We start from the raw sequence: 25,993 nt of genomic DNA on the forward strand, positions 1-25,993 counted from the left end.
GGCGGACAGGAAGCTGCAGGTCCGCCGCGCGTCAGGGCCATGAGGAGATCTGGTGATTCCCATTGAAGGTCGTCTAATTGTGAGAGGTCGCTCCATGCGCGTCGAACGGGTTCCATACCGCTTAATCACTGCCGCAACGGCTGCCGTTTTCCTGGCCGCGTGCGGGAAAAAAGAATCGGCGCCGCCGCCGCAAACGCCGGAAGTCGGCGTCGTCACCGTGCAGCCGCAAGCCGTGCCGGCGGTGACCGAGCTGCCGGGCCGCACCAGCGCGTTCCTCGTTGCGCAAGTGCGTGCGCGGGTCGACGGCATCGTGCTGCGCCGTGAATTCACCGAAGGCACCGACGTCAAGGCCGGTCAGCGCCTCTACAAGATCGATCCGGCGCCGTACGTTGCTGCCCTGAACAGCGCGAAGGCGACGCTCGCGAGGGCGCAGGCGAACCTCGTCACGCAGAACGCATTGGTCGCGCGCTACAAGGTGCTGGTTGCCGCGAACGCGGTCAGCAAGCAGGACTACGACAACGCGGTTGCCACGCAAGGCCAGGCCGTGGCGGACGTCGCGGCCGGTAAGGCGGCGGTCGACACCGCGCAGATCAACCTCGGCTACACGGATGTCGTGTCGCCGGTTTCGGGCCGCGTCGGCATCTCGCAGGTGACGCCGGGCGCATACGTGCAGGCGAGCCAGGCGACGCTGATGTCGACGGTGCAGCAGCTCGACCCGGTGTACGTCGACCTCACGCAGTCGAGCCTCGAAGGGTTGAAGCTGCGTCAGGACGTGCAGAGCGGCCGCCTGAAAACGAGCGGCCCGGGCGCGGCGAAGGTGTCGCTGGTCCTCGAAGACGGCAAGACCTACTCGGAGGCGGGCAAGCTGCAGTTCTCGGACGTGACGGTCGACCAGACCACCGGCTCGGTGACGATCCGCGCGATCTTCCCGAACCCGGGCCGCGTGCTGCTGCCGGGCATGTTCGTGCGCGCACGGATCGAGGAAGGCGTGAACGAGAACGCGTTCCTGGTACCGCAGATCGGTGTCACGCACGACCAGAAGGGGCAGGCGATCGCACTGGTCGTGACCGCGGCCAACAAGGTCGAGATGCGTCCGCTGACGACGACCGGCACGTACGGCCAGAACTGGGTCGTCGAAGGCGGTCTGCAAGCGGGCGATCACGTGATCGTGCAGGGCGTCGACAAGGTGCGCCCGGGCGCGACCGTGAAGACCGTCGCCGCACAGCTTGCGCCGGCGCCGGACGCCGCATCCGCCGCATCCGCCACAACGGCAGGCGCCGCGCCGGCAAGCGCCGCGCCGGCGACTACCGCGGCCAGTGCCGCAGCGAGTTCGGCCGCCGCGTCGAGCGCGCAATAACAGGGAGTCCGTTTCATGGCCAAGTTCTTTATCGATCGCCCGATCTTCGCGTGGGTGATCGCGATCGTGCTGATGCTGGCCGGCGTCGCATCGATCTTCAAGATGCCGATCGCGCAGTATCCGACGATCGCACCGCCGACGATCCAGATCCAGGCGAACTATCCGGGCGCTTCCGCGAAGACGGTGGAAGATACGGTCACGCAGGTGATCGAGCAGCAGATGAGCGGGCTCGACAACTTCCTGTACATGGCGTCGACGAGCGACGATTCGGGCAACGCGACGATCACGCTGACCTTCTCGCCGGGCACGAATCCGGACGTCGCGCAGGTGCAGGTGCAGAACAAGCTGTCGCTTGCGACGCCGAACCTGCCGCAGGTCGTGCAGCAGCTCGGCATGCAGGTCACGAAGTCGAGCAGCAACTGGCTGATGTGGTTCGCGTTCAACTCCGAGGACGGCCGGATGACGAAGGAGGACCTGACGAACTACGTGGCCTCGCACGTGCTCGATCCGCTGAGCCGCGTCAACGGCGTCGGCCAGACGCTGCTGCTCGGTTCGCAGTTCTCGATGCGGATCTGGCTCGACCCCGTCAAGCTGACCAACTACAGCCTCACGCCGACCGACGTGACGGCCGCGATCACGCAGCAGAACGTGCAGATCGCGGGCGGCCAAATCGGCGGCACGCCGGCGAAGCCGGGCACCGTGCTGCAGGCGACGATCACCGAATCGACGCTGCTGCGCACGCCCGAGCAGTTCGGCAACATCCTGCTGAAGGTCAACCAGGACGGCTCGCAGGTTCGCCTGAAGGATGTCGGCCGCGCGGCGCTGGGTTCGGAGAACTACACGTTCGACACGAAGTACATGGGGCAGCCGACGGCCGGCCTCGGTATCCAGCTCGCGACCGGCGCGAACGCGCTGGCGACCGCGAACGCGCTGCGGGCCAAGATCGACGAGCTGTCGAAGTACTTCCCGCATGGTCTCGTCGTGCACTATCCGTACGACACGACGCCGTTCGTGCGCCTGTCGATCGAGGAAGTGGTCAAGACGCTGATCGAAGGCATCGTCCTCGTGTTCCTCGTGATGTACCTGTTCCTGCAGAACCTGCGGGCGACGATCATCCCGACGATCGCGGTGCCGGTCGTGCTGCTCGGCACGTTCGCGATCATGGGCCTCGCCGGCTTCTCGATCAACACGCTGTCGATGTTCGGCCTCGTGCTCGCGATCGGCCTGCTGGTCGACGATGCGATCGTGGTCGTCGAGAACGTCGAGCGCGTGATGGCGGAGGAGGGGTTGTCGCCGAAGGAGGCGACCCGTAAGGCGATGAGCCAGATCACCGGCGCACTCGTCGGCGTGGCGCTCGTGCTGTCGGCGGTGTTCGTGCCGGTGGCATTCTCCGGCGGCTCGGTCGGCGCGATCTATCGTCAGTTCTCGCTGACGATCGTGTCGGCGATGGTGCTGTCGGTGCTGGTCGCGTTGATTCTGACGCCGGCACTGTGCGCGACGATCCTGAAGCCGATCGAGAAGGGGCATCACGAAGAGAAGAAGGGTTTCTTCGGCTGGTTCAACCGCACCTTCGATCGCAGCCGCGATCGCTACACGAGCGGCGTGAACCACGTGATCCGGCGCTCGGGCCGCTGGCTCGTGATCTACCTCGCCGTGTTCCTCGCGGTCGGCGTGATGTTCGCACGCCTGCCGAAGTCGTTCCTGCCCGACGAGGATCAGGGCTACATGTTCATGATCGTGCAGACGCCGTCCGGCTCCACGCAGGAAACGACCGGCAAGACGCTCGACAACATCAACACGTACCTGACCACCGTCGAGAAGGATGTGGTCGACTCGGTGTTCACGGTCAACGGCTTCAGCTTCGCGGGCCGCGGCCAGAACGCGGGCCTCGTGTTCGTGAAGCTGAAACCGTACGAGCAGCGCCAGCGTTCGGACCAGAAGGTGCAGGCGCTGATCGGCCGGACCTTCGCGCACTATTCGACGTACAAGGACGGGATGGTGATTCCGTTCAACCCGCCGTCGATTCCCGAACTCGGCACGGCCGCCGGCTTCGACTTCGAGCTGACGGACAACGCCGGCCTCGGTCACGAAGCGCTGATGGCCGCACGCGGCCAGTTGCTCGGGATGGCAGCGAAGGATCCGGCGCTCGCGCTGGTGCGCCCGAACGGCCTGAACGATACGCCGCAGTACAAGGTCGACATCGATCGCGAGAAGGCGAACGCGCTCGGCGTGACGGCCGCGGCGATCGACCAGACGTTCTCGATCGCGTGGGCGTCGCAGTACGTGAACAACTTCCTCGATACCGACGGCCGGATCAAGAAGGTGTACGTACAGTCGGACGCGCCGTTCCGGATGACGCCGGAAGACATGAACATCTGGTACGTGCGCAACAGCGCGGGCGGGATGGTGCCGTTCAGTGCGTTCTCGACCGGCCACTGGATCTACGGGTCGCCGAAGCTCGAGCGTTACAACGGCGTGTCGTCGATCGAGATCCAGGGGCAGGCCGCGGAAGGCAAGTCGACCGGCCAGGCGATGGCCGCGATCGAAGCGCTCGCGAGCAAGCTGCCGGAAGGCATCGGCTATTCGTGGACGGGCCTGTCGTTCCAGGAAATCCAGTCCGGTTCGCAGGCGCCGATCCTGTATGCGATCTCGATCCTGGTCGTGTTCCTGTGTCTCGCGGCGCTCTATGAAAGCTGGTCGATCCCGTTCTCGGTGATCATGGTCGTGCCGCTCGGCGTGGTCGGCGCGCTGCTCGCGACGATGCTGCGCGGCCTCGAGAACGATGTGTTCTTCCAGGTCGGCCTGCTGACGACGGTGGGCCTGTCCGCGAAGAACGCGATCCTGATCGTCGAGTTCGCGCGCGAACTGCAGGCGGGCGGGAACATGGGGCCGGTGCGTGCGGCGATCGAGGCGGCGCGCCTGCGGTTGCGCCCGATCCTGATGACGTCGCTCGCGTTCATGCTGGGCGTGCTGCCGCTCGCGATCAGCAACGGCGCGGGCTCGGCGAGCCAGCACGCGATCGGCACCGGCGTGATCGGCGGGATGATCACGGCGACGTTCCTCGCCATTTTCATGATCCCGATGTTCTTCGTGCGGGTTCGCGCGATCTTCAGCGGCGAGACGGAAAACGTCGACGACGCATGGCGCCTCGTGCAGGGCGACCTGCAGCGCGGTCACGACGACGCACACGATTCGAAGGGGCAGTAACGATGCAAAAACATGCTTTGACTGCAACCGCGGTCGCGCTGGCTGCCGCGCTGTTTGCCGCGGGCTGCACGATGGCGCCGCATTACAAGCGGCCCGACGCGCCCGTCGTGCAGGCGTATCCGGCGGGCGGCGTCTATGCGACGCAGCCGGATGCGGCCGGCGCGCGCAGCGCGAACGGCCAGGCGGCGACTGCCATCGGCTGGCGCGAGTTCTTCGTCGATCCGCGCCTGCAGCGGCTGATCGAAATCGCGCTGAAAAACAACCGCGACCTGCGCGTGTCGGTGCTGAACATCGAGGCGGCGCGTGCGCAGTACCAGATCACGCGTGCGGGGCTGTTCCCGACGCTCGACGGTACGGGTACGGGCAACATTCAGCGCTATCCGCAAGGTGTTTCGCCGACCAACCAGGCCTACATTTCGCGCGCTTATAACGTCGGGCTGTCCGCGTCGTGGGAACTCGACCTGTTCGGCCGCGTGCAGAGCCTGAAGGATCAGGCGCTCGCGCAGTACCTGTCGACGTCGTACGCGCGGCAGGCGTCGGAGATCTCGCTGGTGTCGCAGGTGGCGGATCAATACCTGACGCTGCTGTCGACCGACGATCTGCTGAAGGTCACGGAGGACACGCTGAAATCCGCGCAGGCGTCGTACGACCTGACCAAGCTGCAGTTCGACAACGGCACGGGCTCCGAGCTCGAGCTGCGTCAGGCGCAGACGGTGGTCGAGACGGCGCTCGCGAACCAGCAGGCGCAGGCACGTGCCCGCGCGCAGGCGCTGAACGCGCTGGTGCTGCTGGTCGGCGAGCCGCTGCCGGACGATCTGCCGGCGGGCATGTCGCTCGACGCGCAGAACCTGTTGACGGACGTGCCGGCCGGGTTGCCGTCGGACTTGCTGACGCGTCGTCCTGACGTGATGCAGGCCGAGCAGACGCTGCTGGCCGCGAACGCGAACATCGGCGCGGCCCGCGCGGCGTTCTTCCCTAGAATCTCGCTGACGGCCGCGTTCGGCACCGCGAGCCCGACGCTGGGCGGCCTGTTCAAGGCCGGCACGGCGGCATGGTCGTTCGCACCGAACATCGCGCTGCCGATCTTCGAGGGTGGGCAGAACATCGCGAACCTCGATCTCGCGAACGTGCAGAAGCGCATCGAGATCGCGAACTACGAGAAGGCGATCCAGTCGGCGTTCCGCGAAGTGTCGGACGGCCTCGCCGCACGCGGCACGTACGACCAGCAGATCTCGGCGCTCGAGCGCAACGAGCACGCGCAGCAGCGTCGCTTCGACCTGTCGGACCTGCGTTACAAGAACGGTGTCGACAGCTATCTATCGGTGCTGACCGCGCAGACGGATCTGTACTCGGCGCAGCAGTCGCTGATCAGCGCGCGTCTGGCACGCTGGACGAACCTGGTCGACCTGTACCGCGCGCTCGGCGGCGGCTGGATCCAGCGTGCAGGCGAAGCGCCGCGCGCGCCGGATGCACCGGTCGACTACGACAAGGCGGCCGCTCCGGCGCCTGCGTCGGCAACGGCGACGAACGGGTAAGCACGGAGAAGGGCGGGCGCGGTCTACCGCGCTTGCCCTTCGAACCGGCTGTATGCGAAAACGAGAACGCCACGGACGCAAATCCGTGGCGTTTTCTTTTGTACCGTCGCCGCGCGGGGAGCGGCGCTACGTTACGCCTGTTTCGTCCAAAGCGTCCGGCCGAAGAACGTGAGCGTGCGGTCCCACGCTATTTGCGACCACACCGGATCGAACTGCGTGCCGGCGATGCGGCCAGGGCCGACGGCCGTTTCGTTCGCGAACGCATGGTGCGCGAGATAGCGATGGAATTCGAAGCCGACCTTCGCATCCGTCAGCTTCTTTTCCAGTGCGTCGACCTGGTCGATCGTGAAGAACGCATCCTGCGTGCCCCAGTGGCCCATCAGCGGCACCTTGAGCTTGGCCGGATCGATGTAGTCGAGCGGCGGAAGGCCGTACCACGTGACGCCGGCGTCCGCCTCGGCGTATTGCAGCGACAGCAGCGTGAGGGCGCCGCCCATGCAGTAGCCCGTCACCGCGACACGCGGCGCCAGCGTCTTCAGGTACGTGACCGCACCGGGAATGTCCTGCGACGCGGCGTCGCCGAAATCGAGGCCGGTCATCAGGTGGTGCGCTTCTTCCTCCTCGACCGTCGACTTGCCGCGATACAGGTCGGGCACGAGCGCGAAGTAGCCGCAGCGCGCGAGGCGATCCGCGACGCCGCGGATCTGGTCGTTCAGCCCCCACCATTCCTGGATGACGACGACCGCGGGCGCGCCTTCGGTCTGTGCCGGCGTGGCCAGATAGCCCTGCAGCTCCTGGCCGTCCGGGCGGCGAAACGTGATCATGGAACCGGATGTTTGAGACATGAAACCGCTCCTTTTCGAAAAATGCGCCGAGTGCGACATCGGGCCGGCCAGCGGGCGTCGTGACACCGCTTGTTCTGGCCGACGCCGACCACGCGGCCATTCTATGCGCAAACACCGGACGCTTGCGTGAACGTCGCCGCGCGGCACGCGGCCGGCGAAGGGAGCTGACGACCGGAAAACAAACACCCCGCCCCGATGAACGGGAGCGGGGTGTCGCGTGTACGACGTGCGTATCGGAATACGCCGGAAATACGCCGGCGCGTATCCGGCTTACTGGCCGAAATAGATCGAGTCGCGGCCTGTCTGCCTGACTGCGATCGCGCGGCCGGCACGCGCGCCCGCGGCTGCTTGCGCGCCGTAGCCGGCTTCATCGGCGTTCGTCACGCGGGCCTGCGCCGTCTGCAATGCACGCGGGTAATACTGATCGGAGACTTCGGGCTTGTAGCCGGCCTGTTCGAGCTGGACGAGTTCCGCACGCACCTGGGCGCGCGTCAGCGGGCCCGACGGGTTCGATTGGGCGAATGCGCCGTACGATGCGGACAAGGCGGTGGCGGCGACGACAGCGGTGATGAACGACTTCATGGTGACCTCCGGTTCTGTTGATTTCGCGCTTCGCTCGTGGCGTTCAGCGGTTGATTGCATCGTAACGATCGCGTTACCGGTCGGAAATACGCGTTGCAGCGAATCATTATTGCAACTGGGTAAACGATTCGCGCGGCACGCCATTTCATCTGAAGATTGCAGGCACATGCCGGAGCAGCGGCTTGGCCTTTGGGGAAGCGATAGGGGCGATCGGCGCAACCGAGGCGGGATGGACGGTTGAATCGTATTCCGAAGTATTTTGGCGAGGCCGCTGGCGTCGCTCGTGCCGCATCACGCAGCCAGGATCGTGCGCGGCCGCGCATCACCCAACGTTGATCGACTGCCCGGCGTACAGCACGTTCGGCGCCGAAGCCAGGCCCGGATTCAACTGCAGGATCTCGTTCAGCGCACGCGCATCCTGCTGGTCGCGCGTCATCGCCTTCCGGTCGTTCGGCGACACGTGCGCCGCGTCGAGCAGTGACTGTCGATGCGCGTCGGCGATCACCCACAGCGAATCTCCGGCCACGACGATGTATGGCTGCGCGGCCGGCGACGGCGGCGCGGAGGGCTGCGCGGGCGCCGTGTTGCCCGTCGTGCCGGTCCCGGGCGGTTGCGTCGCGGTGGCGCCCGGCGCGAGCCCGGTCGTCGGCGTGCCGGCCGTCGGCTGCTGCGATGGCGACGGTGACGCCGGCGTCGACGGCGGCTTATGCGTCGACGATCCCGAGCCGCCCGACGGCGGCCCGAAGAACAGGTTCTGCAATTGCGTGAAGCCCCAGATCCCGATCGGCACGAGGATGAGCGCGGTCGGGTATTTCCTGACCCAGCGCGTCGCGTTCGGGAAATGGGTGTTCAGGCGCGCGCCGAGCAGCATCGCCGTCGAGGTCGCGGCCGTTGCCGCGAGCCCGTAGTGCCCCTTGTCGTATTGCGCGATCGTGCCCGCGATGCCGCTCGCGACGCCGACGAAATCCGACGTCGAATCGATCAGTCGCACGACACGGCTGCGCTTGTCCGCGTTCACGCGGTGCGCGCTCACCGCATAGACGAGGCCCGAATACGTCGCGGCGAGCGCCGCGCTCGCGGTCGTCAGCGCGCCCGCGACGGTCGGCGCGGTCATGAGCCCGTGCACGCCGACGGCGATCGTCCCCGAATAGCCGACGATCGCGCTACCGCGCCCGACGAGGCCGAGCAGCCGGCGGGAATTGCCGTGATGCAACTGCGCGAGCGACGTGCCGCCGACCATGCCCTGCATGTTCGCGAGCAGGTCGACCGACAGTTCCTTGATCTGCGCGGCCGCATCGTCGAAGCCGATGAGCCCCTGCCGATGCATTTCGACGAAGTGGCTCGCCTTCACGCGCGTTTCGTTCGTGAGCAGGTCGAGCTGTTCGAGCCGCGCCGGGTTGTAGCCGTGTACCGGCGCGGTCAGCTGCTGCGCGAGCGAGCGCTGCAGGCGGTCGAGCACGTCGTGCACCGCGCGCGGGTCGCCGCTCTGCAGGCTCTGCACCGCGCCCTGGTGCATCGCGCCGAACACGCGGCCTGCGCGCGCACCGACGAACAGCGCGGTGTTCGCGTGGGTCAGCGCGTCCGAGCTCATCACGGTCATGCCGTTGAACACGTTCAGCGCCACGAGCGAGCTGGCGCCGGCCACCGTGCCGCCGAAGCCCAGCGACCACGCCCAGTCGCGCTTGCCGAACGACGGCCGGTGCACGCGCAGCGCGTTGAGCTGCGCGAGCGCGGCCTCCTGCGGGTTGCCGCGCTGGTGGCTCGGCTGCGCGGCGATGTCGCGGTTCACGATGACGGGCTTGGTTTCGTCGATCGCGAGCTTCGGATCGGCGGCCACCGCGCGCCAGAACGCGGTGCTCGATGCGGTCGGGTTTGCGTGCGCGGCGATCTTGCGTGACGTGCCGGGCTTGCCGTACCGGTCCAGCCAGAGGTTGCCGGCGTCGCGTGCGCGCCGTTCGGCCCGGTTTGCGGCGTCGGTGGTATTCCAGTAGTTCTCCTTCGCATAGGTGATCGTCGCCTGCCGTGCGCGGTCCATCAGCGCGGTCGTGTGCCCTTCGTACAGGTCGGCGCGCAGTTGCGCGAGTTGGTCGGGCTTCAGCCCGTTCGCGAGACCGACGCGTTCGACTTCGGCGAACAGCACCTGATGCTGGTTCGCGAGCGTTTGCGCGCCGACCCGTTCGAACACGCGCGTGAGCGCGTCGGCGCCGTGCAGGCGTGCGAGCTTGTCGGGCGCATGCAGCTTGTATTCGACGAGCTTGCGGGCGAGTGCGGCAGTCAGGTCCTGGTTCGCGACGAAGTCCGAGCCATGCGTCGCATACGACAGCCCGAGATGAACCCAGTCGAGTTCCTTGCGCTCGAGCACGGCCTCGACGAGCTTCAGGTGGCCGTCGCCCGGCGCCGGCTCGAGCACGGCGTCCCAGCCGTGGAACGTCACCATCACATGCGGCGCGGTTTTGCCGGCGTGTTGCCGCGCCCACGTTTCGAGCGCGTCGAACGTGCGCACGTAGTCGTGATACGCATCGTTGGTGCCGGCCAGCGTGCGCTGGTCCTCGGCCGACACGAGCGCGCGCGACGGCGCGGTTTCGAGGCGCAGCACGAAGCCGCCTTCGGACGCCGCGTCGAGCCATTGGTACAGGTGGTCGAGGTCGTCGAGTTCGAGATGGCGGCCCGTGCCGTCGATGTCGATCCGCGCGTTCGCTTCGTCGAACTGCGCGTGGTCGAGCTTGCCGAGTTCGCGCACGCGGCGGATGAAGGCGGGGTCGTGTTTTCGGCCGAGCGCGGCGGCCAGCGAATACGGATCGACCGCGACCGACACGACCGGCATCGCACCGCCGTAGCGTTTCACGAGCGCGAGCATCCCGGCGGGGTCGTCGCGCAGCGTGAAGCCGCGCGCCATCAGCGCGAGGCGATCCTGGATCTCGGCCTTCGCGCGGCCATAGGCCTGCAATGCATGCCGGTCCGCGGCCCGTGCGATCGACAGATACGTGATGGCGCGCTTCGCATGGCGCGACACCACGTTCGCCGCATGGTCGGGCCGCGACAGCGGGCCGCGCCACGGCATGCTCGACGCCTCGCGCGCGAGCCGCAACGGGATGCCGAGCGCCTTCATCATCACGCTGTCGGCCATCATGACCTGGCGCGTCGTGCCGAGGTCGAGCGGCTCGCCCGTGCGGCCCGCGAACGCCTTCACGCGCTCGTGCTCGGGGAACCAGTGGTCGACCTTCGCCTTGCCGAAGCGGAGGATCCATTCGGCGACCGTCGCGCTCGTCAGGCCGGGCTGATAGGTCTTGATACTGAACGGCTTGCCGGCCGGCGCGGCAAGCGGCGCGGGTGACGCGGCCGGTGCGGGCACGGCCGGCGCGTTCTGATTGCCTTTCTTGCCCTTCCCGCGCGCAGGCTTCTTCGGCTTCGCCGGCGGATTGGCGGAGGCGGTGCCCGACGCAGGATCGCTGGCGAGTTTGACCTGCTGGCGCCTGGCGGCGGCCAGTTCGGCCGCGATGCGGCTCTTCAGTTCGCCGAACGGCGCGGACGATTCCGCCGCGGCCTTCTGCAACTGCTTGTCGAGTTCCGCCTGTTTCAACGCATACGCCGCGACCTGCGTCGGCTTCGTGCGTGCGTCGAACGCGGCCGGGTCGAGCCGCGTCACGAGGAAATGCCGGTCCGAGCCGTCCGGACCGCCGCCGATCTTCGTCTTGTCGAGATCGACGCCGGGCTTGCCCGTGTCGGCGAAATGCGCGGCATCGTCGAACCATTGCAGCGTGCCGTCGCGGGTCGCGAGGATGCCGTCGGGCTGGTGCAGCGTGTCGATCAGCGCGCCTTCCGTGCCGTAGACGTAGATGAAGTATTCCGGGCCGACCTGGCCGAGATCGATCACGCGCCGCAGATGCAGCGTGTTCGCGCCGCTGAAATCGTGCACGTCGTCGGCCGATTTCGGCAGCAGGTTCGGCGCGACCCAGCGGTGGGCGAGCGGCGTCGCGCCGGCAGGCGGCTTGCCTGCCGACTGAATCCGGCCGAGCCGGCGCTGCACGCGGTCGCTCGTTTTCAGCGGCGGCGGCTTCTGCTCGGCGACCGGCAACGCGCGCTCGGCCGGCTCGAAGCCGCCATAGCGGGACACCACCGATTCCGGCAGCGAGGACGGCACGAACACGACGCCGCGCCGTCCGTCGGGCAGGCCGCGTGCGCGCCGGCGGAAGGCGGTGCCGAGATCCTGCTCGCCGATCGACGCGTCGCCGACCGAGGTTTTCTCGTGATAGGTCCAGCCGCTGCCGCCTTGCTTGGGCACGGCGTAGCCGAGCACCTTGCCGGTCTTCCTGTCGACCGCGAAGATCGTCGTGCTGTCGTCCGCGGCCTTCGCGGCCGCCTTGGGACGCTTGAATTGCGGCGCGCCGGCGAGTTCGCCGATCTGCTCGACGACCTCCTGCGCAGGCGCGTCGCCGGAAGGCTCGGCATTCCACACGCGCTTCGAGTCGACGGCTTCGACCTTCGCCGCGCCGCCGAATTTCTGCAACTCGTCGAGCGACACCGGCGACAGGTAGAAGTCGAACTTCGCACGCGCTTCATGCGGTGTTTCGCTGCCGCTGCGCTTGCGTGGGCGCGTGCCCGGATAGAGCGCGTCGCGCAAGTCGTGCGATGGCGTGCCGTCGGGGTCGGCCGATTCGACCTGACCGGGCTGGCCGTGCGCATCGGTCGTCAGGCTCGCGACGAACTCGGGTTGCGGATGCGTGCCGTCGTCCGCCGGCCGGTTGGCGTGCTTCGCGATCAGCACGTGCGCGTCGGGGCCCGCGTATTGCGCGAGGTCGCGGATGTCGGCCAACTGCGTGCCGTCGATCCGCTTCAGGTCGCGTTTGCCGTGCGCATCGAGCCAGTCGGCCGCGCGCGCTTCGGGCGTGAGCGCGGGGGTGGCCGGCAGGAACGACGACGGGTCCGGCACGGGCCACATCATCATCGACGGCATCGTTCGCGGCGTCGCGCCGGGCCGCCCGGCTTCGCCGTCGCGCAGCGCCTGCTCGGCCTGCGCGCGGTACAGCGCACGGTAGACGGGATTGCCGGGCAGCGAGGTCTGCGCGTTGCCGAACGCGTCGGCGAGGCGCGCGAGGCCCGCGGCGTCGCCCGGCATCACATGGTCGGCTTCGCGCGCGATCGCGTCGGGGAGCACCGCGTGCTCGGCGATGTCGATGCCGGTCGATTCGAGGATCTGCTTGCGCACCGCGAACGCGTTGGCCTGCGCGCGCGCCTCGGCGCGCAGCGCGCTTTCTGCGTACGCATCGGGGCTGCTGGTATCGAGGCCGAGCCGGTTCGTCGCCACGTCGACCGCGTGCCCGACCTCGTGTGCGAGCACGTAGACGATCGTGCCGGCATTGCGCAGGCCGCCGTCGATCACGATCCGGCGCTGTTCGGCATCGACCTTGCTGCCGGCGCCCGCGCGACCCTGCACGATTTCCCAGCGGCCGGGATTCAACAGTCGCAGCTGATCGGCGAGCAGGCTCGACTGGTCGGCCAGCGCATACGCGGCGTCGGGCAGCGGCGCACCGCCGAACCACATCCGGATACGTGTGAAGAACGACGGCTTCTGGACGAACGCGCCGTCCGGCAGCGATTCGCTGATCACGGGGTGCGCGAGTTCGACGTGGCCGCTCGCGATGCCGCGTTCGAGCGGCTGGATGACGGCATCGATCATCCCGGGCGTGCGGTTGGTGGCCGGGTCCGGATGCGGGATCAGGACGGAAGGATCGCTGAAGTAGAACGCGCCGTGCGCGTCGAACAGGCCTTCGAAATCGAACGACAGGCCGTGCCGCGCGGCGATCTCGCGCATCGCGACGAGCTGCCGCATCGATTCGCGCGTCACGCGTTTCGGCAGGATGCCGTGCATCACGTCGAGGCTGCCGAGTTCGGCCAGCGGGCTGTACAGCACGGCGATGCGCCCGCGGTACGTGAACGGCCCGTCGACCGTGACCGTGCGCATGCCGAGCTGCGTCAACTGGTCGAGCCCGCGCTTTTCGTGGGCGAGCATCGTGCGCGCCTTGTCGCCGCTGGCGTCGAACACGCCGATCGCATTGCGCTTGCCGAGTTCGAATACCGCCTTCGCGGTGCCCGCACCGAGGAACGGGCCGAGCAGCGTGTCGGGATCGACGCGCCGCGCCGGATCGCCGGCGACATGCAGCCCATGTTCGTCGACGGCGAGCGCACCCGCATCGATCCGTTCGCGCGGCGACGGCGTGTAGCGCGTCCACGTACCCGGGCCGCCGAACTGCATGCGCTGCGTGCCGTCGTTGCGCGGCTCGCCGATCGTGCGGACCGTGCCGCTGTCGGGCACGTAGATCGTGCGTTGCCACAGGTTCGCGAGCCACGCAGCGTGTGCCGCCCCGCCTTCGCCTGCGAGGACGATGGGCGCGCCGGCCCGTGCGGGCGTGAACGCGTGGCGATGGTCGATCGAGTAGTCGACGGGCGTGGCGGGGCGGCCGTGTGCGTCGAGCAGGCTGCCGGCTGCATCGGTCCGCGCGTGGACGAGCGTCAGCGGTTCGCCGTTCGCATAGGACACCGGACCGTTGCGCGAGAAGGACAGTTTCGGCGAGCCGCCGCCGAACCAGCGGCGCGGAAACGGCGACGCACGGTCCGCGTGCGCGTGGCTCCACTGCACCTGTTCGTCGAGCGTGCGCGGCAGCCGTGCGCCGCCGCTGCCGCCGGACGATTCGGTCGTGTGCGGCGCGGGCATGCGCAGCGATGCGCTGCCCGGCTGTTGCTGCCGGTCCCACGCGCGGCCATAGAACGCACTGTAGTGTTCGCCGTCGCGTCCCGATACGGGGGCGTTGCCGAATGCGTCGGCGAGGCGCGCGAGGCCCGCCGCGTCGCCCGGCATCACATGGTCGGCTTCGCGTGCAATCGCGTCGGGGAGCACCGCGTGCTCGGCAATGTCGACGCCGGTCGATTCGAGGATCTGCTTGCGCACCGCGAACGCGTTGGCCTGCGCGCGCGCTTCGGCGAGCAGCGTGCTTTGCACGTACGCTTCGGGGTTGCTGGTGTCGAGGCCGAGCCGGTCGTTCGACACGTCGGCCGCGTGGCCGGCTTCGTGCGCGAGCGTATAGACGAGCGTGCCGGCGCCGCGCAGGCCGCCGTCGATCACGATCCGGCGCTGCTCGACGTCGGTGCGGCTGCCGCGTCCCGCGCGGCCCCACACGACCTGCCAGCCGTCCGACTTCAGCAGCCGCATCTGCTCGGCGAGCAGGCTCGACTGATCGGCGAGCGCATAGGCGGCATCGGGCAGCGGCGCGCCGCCGAACCACATCCGGATGCGCGTGAAGAGCGACGGCTTCTGGACGAATGCGCCTTCCGGCAGCGATTCGCTGATCGCCGGATGCGCGAGCGCGATGCTGCCATTGCGGATGCCGCGTTCGAGCGGCGCGATGACGTTGTCGATTTCCTCGAGCGTGGCGTCGATCTCCTCGCGGTCATCCGTGCGGAATACGGTGGCCGGGTCGCTGAAGTAGAACTCGCCGCGTGCGTCGAATACCCCCTGAAAATCGAACACCAGGCCATCGCGCTCGACGATCTCGCGCATCGTGGCGAGCTGTCGCATCGATTCGTGCGTGATACGTGACGGCAACGCACCGAGCGAGACGGCACGGCTGCTGAGTTCGGCGAGCGGATGGTAGAGGATCCCGATCCGGTTGCCGACCGAGAACGGGCCGTCGATGGTCAGCGTGCGCATGCCGTAGCGGCGCAGCAGGTCGAGTCCGTTGCGTTCGGTGTCGAGTGCGTCGTAATGATTGGCGAGCTGGCCGTCGCGCGGCCGTGCGGGATCGACGTCGTACAGGCCGATCGCGTTGCGCTTGCCGAGTTCGAACACGCTCTTCTCGATGCCGGCCCCGAGGAACGGGCCGATCAGCGCTTGCGGGTCCAGCCGCCGTGACGGATCGCCCGCGACGTGCAGGCCGTGCTCGTCGACGGCCAGTTCGCCGTAGTCGATTCGCTCGCGCGGCGACGGCGCATAGCGGGTCCACGTGGGGGCGTAATCGAATTGCGCCTGCGCGCGCATGCTGCCCGGGTTGCCCATCGCCGCGTCGAACGCGCGGATGGTACCGCCGTCCGGCACGTAGACCGGCCGTTGCCAGGTGTTCGTGAGCCATGCCGCGGCGGCGTGGCCGTTGTCGGCGGCCAGGACCAGCGCGCGGCCGCTGCCGGCGCTGGTCGACGTGCCGGCGAAGAAGTTCGCGATCGAAAAGTCGACATGCTGCGCGGGGCGGCCGTGTGCGTCGAGCAGTTGGCCCGCGGCGTCGGTTTGGCCGCGGATGACCGTCAGCGGTTCTTCGGTCCCGGACGACGTGTGTTCGTCCAGGATCCGCAGCGTCATCTGTCGCGGCTCGTTGCGCCCGCGTTCGGCGAACGGCGAGATTGCCTCCGCATGCGCGAAGCTCCACTGCACCTGTTCCTCGAGCGTGCGCGGCAGGTGCGCGCCGCCGCCGGCCGATTCGGTCTGCGGCGCCGGCATCCGGCGCGGGGCGCCGCCGTTGCGTTTCTGCTTGTCCCAGATGCCGTCGTAGAAGGCCTGGTACGTCTCGCCGCGGCGGCCCGAGACCGGCGCATCGGCGAACGCGTCGGCAAGCCGTGCGACCGTGCCCGCATAGTCGCTCGACGGCGTCCAGCGGTCGGCCTCGTGCTGGAGCGCGTCGGGCAGCGTCGTGTTCGCCGCGATGTCGCCGCCGCCCGCGAGATCGATCTCGTAGCGCGCCTCGAACGCGTTGATCTGCGCGCGCGCTTCGGCTTCGAGCGCCTTGCGCGTGAAGCGGCTGCGGCCGCTGTAGTCGAGCGCATCCAGCGTGCCGTCGATCGCTTCGACCGCATGCTTGGCCTCGTGCGCGAGCGTGTACGTGATGCTGCCCGAATCGTGCAGTCCGCCGTCGATCGTCACGCGCCGCCGCTTCGGATCGATCCGGCTGCCGCCGCCGCGCTTGCCGAGGCTCACGCGCCAGCCGGCGTCGCTCAGCATCCGCAACTGCTGCGTGAGCGTATCCGATTGCTGCGCGAGCGCGTGGACCGCGTCCGGCAGCGGCGCGCCGCCGAAACGCATTTGCAGCCGCGTGAACAGGCCCGGGCCGGCAAGCGCCGGGTCCGGCGGCGCTTCGGTGGTTTCCGGGTGCGCGGCGGCCGGGAGCGCGTGGTCCTCGGCCCGTGCGTCGCGGGCCGGCTTCGGCCGGGATGCGTTGTGCGCGTCGTTCGCCGCTTGCGATGCGGATCGTTCGGCCGGCTTGACGAGCACCAGGATGCGGTTCGGTGCACTGAATGCGCCGTCCAGCGCACGCGCCGCGCGCGCGGGCGGCTGCGGCAGGGCGGCGTGCGTTTCCGGATCGGCGGCGTTGCGCCGGGTCGTCGCGAGCACGACGACGGTGTCGTCGTTCGCGGGCAGGGGCGCGCGGCGCGCGGCAGGCGCTTCCGGATTCGCCGCGGGCGGGTCGGTTTCGACGACGCCCGCCGCATCGGCGTGCGCCACCTGCGAATTCGTGCCGACGACGCGGCCGCCTGCCGCCGGCGCGGCGGGGGCGGGCGGGTAGCGCGTCAGTGCCGCATCGGCGCGCAGCGTGCCGTCTGGGTGCAGCGCGTCCGGCGCGGCGGCGAATACCGGCCGCTGCCAGCGGTTTGCGAGTTCGGGCGCGACGTGTGCGTCCGCTGCATCGGCGATGACGACGATCGGTTCCGCGACGTCGGCGGGCAGCGCGCCCGCCGCACGCGGCCGCGCCGCCTCGGGCACGGAGGCGGACGGGTCCTCGCCGTTGCGCACGATGAAGAGCGTGTGTTCGCCGTAGTCGAGCGCTTCGACTGACGGGCCGCGCGGCACCGACACGCCGGCCGGGTCGAGCGTCGCGGGCCGGGAGGCCGGTTCGGCGTCGGTCAGGTCGATCACGCGGACCGGCGTGCGCGGCGCGACGCTGGCCGGCTCTTCGCGGGCGCCTGCGCCGGGTGCGCCGGGCGCCCGCGCGACGGCCGGATCGTTCTCCGCGCGCAGGTCGCTGCTGCGGCGATTCTGCGCGGCGACGTGCGAATCGGACGCGCGCGTTTCCTGCTGGTTCTCGTCGCGCGTGGTCTGTGCTTCGCTCGTGCGCTGCGCATTGCGTGCGCTGGCGGTCGTGGTCGCGGCGGCCGTGTCGTTCGCTTCGGTGGCGCGCGCCGCGGCTTCGTTGGCGGGCGTGGTCCGCGGCGCGTTGTCGGCCGGCGGAGCCTCGTCGCTTGCCGGCTGCCGCGGGTCGTTGCGGGACGGAATGGGTGTTTTCGCGACGAGCTTCGACGGCGCATTGATTTCGCCGTCGCTGCCGAACGACAGCCGGTCGCCCGTCTCCGTGACCGAATCGATCTTCGTGCCTTCGGTCCAGGTCTTGCCGGTCAGCTTGACGATGCTCAATTCGCCGTTCTCGCCGAGGATCACCGATGTCCCGCGCGGCAGGTTGTTCAGATCCTTGTTGTTGAGCGAGTCGAGCACGCGCACGGGCATGTTGTCGTAGGTGAGCACCTTGTCGCCCGCCATCAGCGTGCCGTCCTTCGCGACCTTGATGTCGACGCCGTCGAGCGACGCGCGCGTCGCGCCGAACGCGAGTTGCGATGGCTCGTTCTTGCTCAGGATCTTCTGCAGTTGCTGCCCGTCGATCGAGATGCGTTCGCCGCCCGCCGAGCGGGCGACCACCGGCCGGCCGGTGACGCGAACCGTCGCGTTGACCACGCGGTCCCGCACGCCGCCCGCGCCCATCAGCGCGACGTTCGTGAAACCGGATTTGAGCGCGTCCCAGCCGTGTTCGCTGTCGCCGTGCCCGAAATCGATAGCGGCTTCGACGAAGCTTTCGCCCGCGGCGCCGACGCCGGTGGCGAGCGACGTGCCGCGCACGATCGCCGTGGTGATCCGCGCAGCCCTTGCCGAGCGGAGCGCGGTGACCGTCTTGGCGAACACTTCCGAGCCCGCGAACTTCGCCGCGCCGGCCGCGCCCATCGGCACGAGGTTGAGCCAGTCGCCGCGCGCGCCGGCGTCGGTGAATGGATTGATGCTCTGGTTGTGTTCCCAGCGCGAGCCGATATCGAGCGCGGATTTCGTCATGCTCGAACCGATCGCCGTGTCCATCATCACCGCGCCCGCGAAGTTCAGCGCGCCGCCCGCGAACGCGCCGACGCCGGTAGCGTCGAGCAGCACGCCGGCGCCCTCCATCAGCAGCCCGAGACCCATCATCCCGAGGTTCACCTTGCCGCCGGTCAGCGTGTTCAGCGCGCTGTCGAACCAGTCGTCGTGATGCGCGGCCTTCTGCTGGAACTGCGCGTGACCTTTGTCGTCGTAGCCGGTCACGAGATCGAGCGTGCCGCTCGACGCAAGCTGGTTGTTGTCGAGGTAGTCGCCGATATTGTCGTAATTCGCCGACGTGTCGTCGACGTACTGGACGTTGCCCTTGCCGTCGGTGACCTTGAAGAGTGCGCTCGTCACCATCCCGGCCGTCTTGTCCGAGTAGATCAGCGGCAGGATGTTGACCTGCGTGGCGCTGCCGCCGCCGAGCTTCAGGATTTCGCCGCGCACCTTGTTGATCGTGTCCAGCTTGTCCTTGTCGGTGTAGCGCACCGAATCGTCGTTGACGGGCGCGGTGGGCGTGCCGGTGCCCGCGCCCGTGTCCGACGACGGCTGCACGTCGGGCGGGAGCCCGATCGCGGTGCCGATCAGGTTGCGCTGCTCGTTGTCGGTCAGCTTGCCGAAATTGATCGTCGCGGCCTTGTTCGTGCTCACGCCGGCCTGGTCGAGCAGCGATTGCGACAGCTCGCCCTGGTGCGCGCGGAAGAAGCCGTCGAGCGCCTTCGAATAGGCTTCCTTGTCGTCCTGGCTCTGCGGGTTGCGCAGGTTCTCGGCGAGGCTCGCATCGAACTGGTCGAGCAGCACCTGTTGATGCGACATCTCGGTCAGCAGCTGCAGCTTGTTGATGGTTGCGTCGGCCTGCTGAAGATTGTTGCGTGCCTGATCGAGCTGGTCCTGGTACGGATTCGGACGCCGTGGCGTGGGCATCGGAATCTCGTCGCCGTTCACTTCCCGCATGCGCACCGGCGTCGGGTTGTTCGCGTACCAGTCGTCGTAGGTTTTCTGCATATCGGCGAGCTTGCCCTTCAGCACGCCTTCCTGCGTCTTCGCGTTCGCGAGCTGGAATTTCGCGGCTGCGTCGTTGAACGTGTTGGACAGCCGGCCGTCGGCCGCGCGCAACGCGCCCGCGACGACATGGAGTTTTTTCGCGTCGAGCGCGGTCTGGCCGGTCGCGGTGGTCGGCACGGACGTGTTCGAGCCGGGCGGCTGCAGCACGAACGATGGATTCGTGAACAGCGTCGTGGGCGGAAGCGACGTCGACAGCGCGCTGGGCGGCGTCGACGTGCTCAACGACGACGTCGGCATCGGCGTCTGTGTCGTCGACGGCGCCGGCGTGCTCGATGTGCTCGATGTGCTCGGCAGCGACGTGCTCAGCGACGGCGACGGTTGCGCCGAAGGGGACGGCGGCGTCGTAGGCGGCGGATTCGTCGACAGCGTCGGCGTCGGGTTCTGCAGCACGAACGGCACCTTCGGCTTGAGCTGCGCATCGATCTGCGCGCCAGCGTCGTCATACTGCTGCGCGAGCGTCTGGCCGTACGCGACGACGAACCCGTCGTGCGCGAGGCTGGCCTTCTGCTTCGCCTGTGCTAGCGCATCGGACGCGGCGGCGAGGTCCGTATCGACGGTCGGATGCGGATCCAGCGAGCGCGGATTCGCGGTGTGCCAGTCGTCGAATACCGTTTTCGCGGTGTCGTACTTGCCCTGCAAGTCGTCGACGGTCAACTGCGCGCCGAGCATCTGCATGTAGCTGCCGCTCGTGTTCGCCTGCGTCGTCGCGCGATCGAGCGCGGCCTTGTCGTCTTTCGTCGCGCCGGGCGTCGAGCCGATCAGGCACGCGCTGTCGGCGTCGTATTTCTGCTGCAGCGTCGTGACCTGCTGCGCGTCGAGCGACGCCGCATAGGCCGCGTTCGAGTAATTGGCGATCTTCGCGGCCTGCGCGATATTGGCCTGCACGGTGTTCATGTCGACGTTGCCGTTGGCATCGGCCGGCGGCGGATCGGGCAGATCGACCTGCAATTGCAGCGGCGCGAGCGCATCGTTCAGCTTGCCGACGCCGCTATCGATCGCGTCCTTGTACGCGGGATCGGCCATGTACGACTGGAATTGCGTATAGGCGAGATTCGCATTGCTGACGTCCGCCCAGTACTTCGCCTGGGCCGTTACCGCAGTCGACGTCGCCGATTGCCAGTCGTCGTAGGCCTGGACCTGGGCGGGTGTCTTGCAATCGCCCTGCTGCGGGACGAAGTTCGGATTCGCCTTGGTCTGGTCGGGAAACAGCTTCTGCAGCGCGGCGAGCTTCGCATCGGCCTGCTGCTGCGCGGGCCCCTCGATTTTGTCGTTCGTCGGGTCGGCGCTGTACTGGTCGGCTTTCGCCTGTTCGCCGTACAGGATCCGGTAGCCGGCGTCGGTCGTGACGTCGAGTTCGCGTTGCGCGGTGTCGGCCGCATCGTGCGCCTTCGTGTAGTGGTCGCGTGCGGCCTTGCGCTCGTCGGGCGTCGCGTCGGGGTCGCGGTTCGTCATGCGCAGCACGCCCTGCGCGCCTTGCAGCGTTTGTTGCGCGTTGTCGTACTTGGTCTGCGCGTCCTGGATCACGCCCTGGACGGCTCGCGTCGTGTCGTTGTCGACCGTGATCTCGGGCGGCGCCACGCGATACTGATCGGCCATGCTCTGGAGCAGCGCGGTGGCCGATGCGATTTCGGGGTTGGTCGGCTTGGACGGATCGGTGCCGAGGTCGGCCTGCACGGGGATCGGCGGCACGGTGGTCGGATTGACCGGGTTGGCCGGGCCGTTGTTCGGGCCGTCGTTGGACGTACCGTCCGCGTTGCGCGGCGGTTTCGGTGCGAGGTCGGGCTCCAGCGTTTGCGACAGGAAACGCTGCCAGTTCAACCCCAAACCCATTCCGTCGATGGACAACATGCAAGGCTCCCGTCAGGCGCGGCCGTACGCAGGGTGCACGCCGCCGGCGCCGCATGGCGCGATTTCGAGTGTACGGAAGCGGCTGGAGCGGGCACGGGGGCGATTCGTAGCGCGCGACGAGGGGGAACTGGTCGGTCCGGGGATCGCTACGAGAAGCGATCATGTCCTGATAGTGCGCGATGCAGAAGGCGGGGCGATGAGGTGGCTTGCGCATCGATTCGGTCGGGTTCGTGTGTTACAGCGGGCTTTCGGCGATGGAGTGTGTCTTACTGTTCGCTTTCGTTTTTATGGTCAGTTATGCGAAGTAATTTGTGGTGGTGAAAGTATTGGGGAGGAGTAAGTCGTGCGGTATGCCCCGAATCGAGGGGGGAGGGATTCGGGCGACACGAATGCGTTCAGCCGACATCGACGCGAGAGGAACAGGAGCCGGTACGGCGGGTGATTCGCTTTTGTGGTGGATAGGTGTTGCCGGCTGAATCGCGTTGATACCCGATGGGCGCGGCCGGCTTGCTGGAGCAGGCGGTCGACGCGTAATTGGCAGAATTCGGCGTGTGACCCCAGGACGGCGAAGAATCGGACGGGGGAAAGAGGCGATTCCACTCAATTCACGCATCATCACTGGGAAATTGTTACGTGACAACTTCAGATCATATGGGTCGATGACTTTATATACTGAATTTTTGCACCTTCTCACCGAGGCGAATCTCCGATTCGCATCCCCCCGAATACGGGTCTGCCAGCCCGATTGGCAAGCCCGTTGCTCAAGATCCGCAAGTATTCGGCAAAACGCCTATAATGATTGGGCAAATTGCCGCAGAGAGGTCAGGTCATGAGCACCATCGCTTTTCATCCTTCGGGCGTCGCCCATCCGCGTCAGGCCGAATTCACGATTCTCGAGCAGTTGCTGGCGATCCGCGTCCGGTCGGGCGCCGATCTGGCCGAGCTGGCGAGCGCGCGCGTCGACGTGTCGGTGATCGACCGGCTGTCGGAGCGCGGGCTGAAATCGGACGAACTGGCCTTCATCATTCCGCGCCGCACGCTGAGCCATCGTCGCCAGGCGCACGAACGTCTGTCGCCGGAAGAGTCGGACAAGGCGATCCGCCTCGCGCGCATCGTCGCGCAGGCGACGGCCACGTTCGGCGACCAGGACAAGGCGATGGCGTGGCTGCGCAACGGGCTGCAGCGCTTCGGCGGCCGCACGTCGCTCGACATGGCAAGCACCGAGCATGGCGCGCGGCTCGTCGAAGAGGCCCTCACGCAGATCGACGAAGGGTACTTCGCTTGACGACGCTGTGGCGGATCAGCAATTACGCCGATCTGAAAGGCATCGGCGGGTTGCGGGCCGGCGGGCGCTGGCATTTCGCCGGGCAGCCCGTCGTGTATCTCGCCGAGCATCCGGCGCTCGCGTTGCTCGAGACGCTGGTTCATTTCGAAATCGCCACCGTCGCGCAATTGCCGAGCGGATACCAGTTGCTGCGTATCGAAGTGCCCGATTCGGTGGACGTCGCCGAAATCGCCGAAGGTGATGCGCCGGAGGACTGGCGAACGAACGTCGACTGGACCCGCAGCGCCGGCACCGAGTGGCTGCACACGCAGCCGAGCGCGCTGCTGCGCGTGCCGAGCGTCGTCGTGCCGCATGCCCACAATTTCCTGTTGAACCCGCTGCATCCGGCCGCGCCCGACATCCGCATCGCGGAAGTGATGCAATCGCCGTACGACACGCGGATTCTGCGGCTGGTCCAGTCGAAGCCGGGCGAATAGCGAACCGGGAGGAACACGGTCCGCGCCGGCGGCGCGCGATCTCAGCGCTCATGTGCGGCGCGATCCGCGGCCGCATCGGGCGGCAGCGTTTGCCGAATGCGCGTGACCGTTCGCATGCTGGCGAGACCGAGCATCGCGGTGACATCGGCATGCGCGTGGCCGGCGATCAGCTGGCGGCGCGCATACGTATTGCGCAGCACGCGCGGGCTCATGTCCGCTGCGTGAAAGCCGATCGCGTTCAGCGCGTCGCGCACGACGAGCAGCAGGAACATGTCGTTCATTGCGCCCCCGCGCGGCGCGGGAAACAGCAGCGCCGACGGCCGCACGTCCGAGCGCGCGCGCCATGCGGCGAGCGGCGCCACCGCGAACGTGTCGAGCGCGATCCGGCGCGCCGGCCGCGCGCGATCGCGCGGCGCCGACAACACCGGTGGTCGCGCGTCGAGATCGAGTGCGTCGCCTGTCGCCCCGCGAATCTCGGCCGACGTGATGCCGCTCGCGAGCAGCAGCGCGACGATCGCGCGATTCCGGCAAGCGGCCGGCGTGTCGTCCGCGCGAGGCTGCACATGGCGCTGCAGCGCCGCGTCGGCATCGGGCGGCAGGTAGCACGGCTCGGGCTCGCCGTTCGGCCATGCGAGATCGCGTGTCGATCGGCCGGCCGGATCGATCGTCCGCACACCGGCGTCGACCAGATGCCGGCCGAGCCGGTCGATCAGCTTCGCATAGCGCACGCGCGTCGACGTGCCGGGCGCGCAGGTGCGGTCGAGTTCCGCGAGGAAGGCCGCGACGTGGTCGGGCCCGAACGTGGCGAGCGACACGCGCTGCGCGCCCAGGTGGCGCAGGAATCGCTCGAACATCGCGACATGCTGCACGACCGAACGCGGCGCGAACGGCCGGCGGCCGGCGCCGGTCGCGGCGGTTTCCTGCCAGGCGCGAAACGCGCCGACGGGGTCGTGAATCCAGCGATCCGTGTCCATCCCCGCTTTATAGCCGGACGCGGTGACGCCGGCAATCGTCCCGATGTCCGGTCGGCCCGCGCGCCGCGAAGCGGCGTGTCAGGCCGCGGCACGCGTGTCGTCGACGCCGTCGTTGTTCATCGTCAGGTAAACCAGCACGAGCAGCAGCGTGATGAAGAACCGGAACGCGTCCGGCACGCCGTGTCATTGTTTCGACATCCGCATCCCGAACCATTCGCCGCCGACCGACATGAACGCGACCTGCCACGTGAGGAAGCCGAGCGTCAGGCATGACCGCAGGCGTCGTCAAGCGCGGGCAGCGTGCGCGTGCCGCTGCGGTTACGCGTCGCGCGAAGGCGCCGCCGCCGCACCCGCATGCGCTTGCCTACTCAGCCGCGCGAGCGCGGCGAACGCCAGTTGCGTCGCGATGGCCGCGAGCGTGCCAGCCGCCATGCCGTTGCCGAGCACGATCTGCACGGGTGCGCCGAAATGGCGATACAGGTTCGGCACCAGGATCGGCGCGAGGCCGACCACCAGTGCGGCCGCGAGCGTGTACTGGTTCGCACGCGCGTGCAGGTCGACGCTCGCGAGCAGCCGGATGCCCATCACGCCGATCATCGCGAACACGACCAGCGCGGTGCCGCCGACCACGGCGGCCGGAATCGCATACGCGAGCCGCGCAAGCGGGGCGAACAGCGCGATGACGATCAGGATCGCGCCGGCGGCCGCCGTCACGTAGCGCGAGCGTACGCCGGTCGTCTGCACGACACCGATGTTCTCGGCGCTCGTCACGATCAGCGGCGTGCCGAACAGCGCACCGGCGAGCGATGCGAGCGCGTCGCCGCGTATCGTCTTCGGCACGTCGCGCCGGAGCGAGATCGCCTTGCCGCACGTTTCGCCGACGGCGACCGTTTGCGCGGTGGCCTCGGCCATCGAGATCGCGGTGAAAATCAGCAGCGGCAGCGCAGCCAGCACGTCGAAACGCGGCATCCCGAACGGCAGCCACACCGGATGCGTGAACAGCGGCCCATGCCACACGTCGGCGAGCGCCGGCATCGCGCCGAGCGCCCAGCCGAGCGTCGCGCCGGCCATCAGCCCGATCAGCACCGCGAGGCGCCCGGCCGTGCCGCGGAACGCGCCCGCGACGACGACGGTGGCGACGATCGTCGCGAGTGCAAGACCGAGCGCGCGCGGCTGCGCGAAATCGGCCGAACCGGGCTGGCCGACGACGATCGTCGCGTAGATCCGGATCAGGTTGATCGACACGAGCAACAGCATCGCGCCGACGACGATGCGCGGAAAGAGCCGCAGGCAGCGCGTGAAGACGGGCAGCAGCACCCAGTAGAACGCGCTGGCGAGCAGCGCCGCGCCGGCCGCGGTCGGCAGGCCCGATTGCGCGGCGATGCCCGCGAACAGCATCGTCGGTGCGCCGCCGGGCACCATCACGAACGGCATGCGTGCGCCGATCGGGCCGGCGCCGAGCGATTGCAGCAGCGTGCCGATACCGCATGCGAAGAACGTCGCGCCGATCAGCTGGACCGTCAGGTCGGCCGGCAGCGCGAGCATCTTCGCGATCAGGAACACGGCCGTGATCGGCGACGCGGCCATCGACAGCACGTGCTGCAGCCCGAACAGCGCGAGCTGCCACGCGGGCAGCCGGGCATCCACGGGCGGGGAGATCGGATCGTGCGACACGGCAGGCCCCTCGGAAACGAACGGCGACGATGGCCGGAAACCGGCGGTGA

At 68.3% G+C, this 25,993-nt stretch carries 11 protein-coding genes and 1 pseudogene; 6 read left to right on the forward strand and 6 right to left on the reverse strand.

The genetic code is table 11. The features are described from left to right. Positions 1-94 precede the first annotated feature (94 nt). From HWX03_RS07435 to HWX03_RS07445, 3 genes are read left to right on the forward strand one after another with little or no spacing between them, the layout of a single operon-like run. The gene (locus tag HWX03_RS07435) at positions 95-1,357 is read left to right on the forward strand and encodes an efflux RND transporter periplasmic adaptor subunit (RefSeq protein ID WP_175870849.1); all 1,263 of its coding nucleotides are present in this window, start codon (positions 95-97) and stop codon (positions 1,355-1,357) included. Between the two features lie 15 nt (positions 1,358-1,372). Then, positions 1,373-4,564 carry an efflux RND transporter permease subunit gene (locus HWX03_RS07440; RefSeq protein WP_175870850.1) on the forward strand — a complete coding sequence of 1,064 codons (3,192 nt, stop codon included), beginning with the start codon at positions 1,373-1,375 and terminating at the stop codon, positions 4,562-4,564. Positions 4,565-4,566: 2 nt separating this feature from the next. After that, positions 4,567-6,099, forward strand: a complete 1,533-nt coding sequence (locus tag HWX03_RS07445; protein ID WP_175870851.1) for an efflux transporter outer membrane subunit — start codon at positions 4,567-4,569, stop codon at positions 6,097-6,099. Between the two features lie 131 nt (positions 6,100-6,230). Here HWX03_RS07445 and HWX03_RS07450 read toward each other — a convergent pair whose 3' ends face one another. After that, positions 6,231-6,944, reverse strand: coding sequence for a dienelactone hydrolase family protein (locus HWX03_RS07450; RefSeq protein WP_175870852.1), 714 nt, complete (start codon positions 6,942-6,944; stop codon positions 6,231-6,233). 270 nt (positions 6,945-7,214) lie between these two features. Beyond that, the gene (locus tag HWX03_RS07455; protein WP_175870853.1) at positions 7,215-7,526 is read right to left on the reverse strand and encodes a DUF4148 domain-containing protein; all 312 of its coding nucleotides are present in this window, start codon (positions 7,524-7,526) and stop codon (positions 7,215-7,217) included. Here HWX03_RS07455 and HWX03_RS07460 point away from each other — a divergent pair. Beyond that, a complete protein-coding gene (locus HWX03_RS07460; RefSeq protein WP_175870854.1) occupies positions 7,513-7,767 on the forward strand; it encodes a hypothetical protein in 255 nt (84 codons plus the stop codon). The genes HWX03_RS07455 and HWX03_RS07460 overlap by 14 nt on opposite strands. 81 nt (positions 7,768-7,848) lie before the next feature. Here HWX03_RS07460 and HWX03_RS07465 read toward each other — a convergent pair whose 3' ends face one another. Next, a complete protein-coding gene (locus HWX03_RS07465) occupies positions 7,849-21,534 on the reverse strand; it encodes an LWXIA domain-containing protein (RefSeq protein ID WP_175870855.1) in 13,686 nt (4,561 codons plus the stop codon). A gap of 829 nt (positions 21,535-22,363) precedes the next feature. Here HWX03_RS07465 and HWX03_RS07470 point away from each other — a divergent pair. Next, positions 22,364-22,819 (forward strand): antitoxin Xre/MbcA/ParS toxin-binding domain-containing protein, encoded by a 456-nt coding sequence (locus HWX03_RS07470; RefSeq protein ID WP_006480981.1) that lies wholly within the window; start codon positions 22,364-22,366, stop codon positions 22,817-22,819. Then, the gene (locus tag HWX03_RS07475) at positions 22,816-23,295 is read left to right on the forward strand and encodes an RES family NAD+ phosphorylase (protein WP_175870856.1); all 480 of its coding nucleotides are present in this window, start codon (positions 22,816-22,818) and stop codon (positions 23,293-23,295) included. The genes HWX03_RS07470 and HWX03_RS07475 overlap by 4 nt, the downstream gene beginning before the upstream one ends. A 41-nt stretch (positions 23,296-23,336) precedes the next feature. Here the strand turns inward: HWX03_RS07475 and HWX03_RS07480 are convergent, their stop codons facing one another. From HWX03_RS07480 to HWX03_RS07490, 3 genes and pseudogenes are all read right to left on the reverse strand, one after another. Next, positions 23,337-24,269 (reverse strand): tyrosine-type recombinase/integrase, encoded by a 933-nt coding sequence (locus tag HWX03_RS07480; protein ID WP_175870857.1) that lies wholly within the window; start codon positions 24,267-24,269, stop codon positions 23,337-23,339. Between the two features lie 78 nt (positions 24,270-24,347). Further along, a pseudogene (locus HWX03_RS07485) lies at positions 24,348-24,536 on the reverse strand (DUF2165 family protein); the annotation flags it as partial. Positions 24,537-24,587: 51 nt separating this feature from the next. Next, on the reverse strand, positions 24,588-25,943 hold the full coding sequence (locus HWX03_RS07490) for a uracil-xanthine permease family protein (RefSeq protein ID WP_175870858.1): 1,356 nt from the start codon (positions 25,941-25,943) through the stop codon (positions 24,588-24,590). Positions 25,944-25,993 lie beyond the last annotated feature (50 nt).

This window comes from Burkholderia sp. BCC0397, assembly GCF_902832865.1.
Lineage (GTDB): Bacteria > Pseudomonadota > Gammaproteobacteria > Burkholderiales > Burkholderiaceae > Burkholderia.

Coding starts and splice junctions, on each gene's coding strand:
- HWX03_RS07435 (WP_175870849.1), top strand. CDS start 95: ATGCGCGTCGAACGGGTTCCATACCGCTTAATCACTGCCGCAACGGCT.
- HWX03_RS07440 (WP_175870850.1), top strand. CDS start 1,373: ATGGCCAAGTTCTTTATCGATCGCCCGATCTTCGCGTGGGTGATCGCG.
- HWX03_RS07445 (WP_175870851.1), top strand. CDS start 4,567: ATGCAAAAACATGCTTTGACTGCAACCGCGGTCGCGCTGGCTGCCGCG.
- HWX03_RS07450 (WP_175870852.1), bottom strand. CDS start 6,944: ATGTCTCAAACATCCGGTTCCATGATCACGTTTCGCCGCCCGGACGGC.
- HWX03_RS07460 (WP_175870854.1), top strand. CDS start 7,513: ATGAACGACTTCATGGTGACCTCCGGTTCTGTTGATTTCGCGCTTCGC.
- HWX03_RS07455 (WP_175870853.1), bottom strand. CDS start 7,526: ATGAAGTCGTTCATCACCGCTGTCGTCGCCGCCACCGCCTTGTCCGCA.
- HWX03_RS07465 (WP_175870855.1), bottom strand. CDS start 21,534: ATGTTGTCCATCGACGGAATGGGTTTGGGGTTGAACTGGCAGCGTTTC.
- HWX03_RS07470 (WP_006480981.1), top strand. CDS start 22,364: ATGAGCACCATCGCTTTTCATCCTTCGGGCGTCGCCCATCCGCGTCAG.
- HWX03_RS07480 (WP_175870857.1), bottom strand. CDS start 24,269: ATGGACACGGATCGCTGGATTCACGACCCCGTCGGCGCGTTTCGCGCC.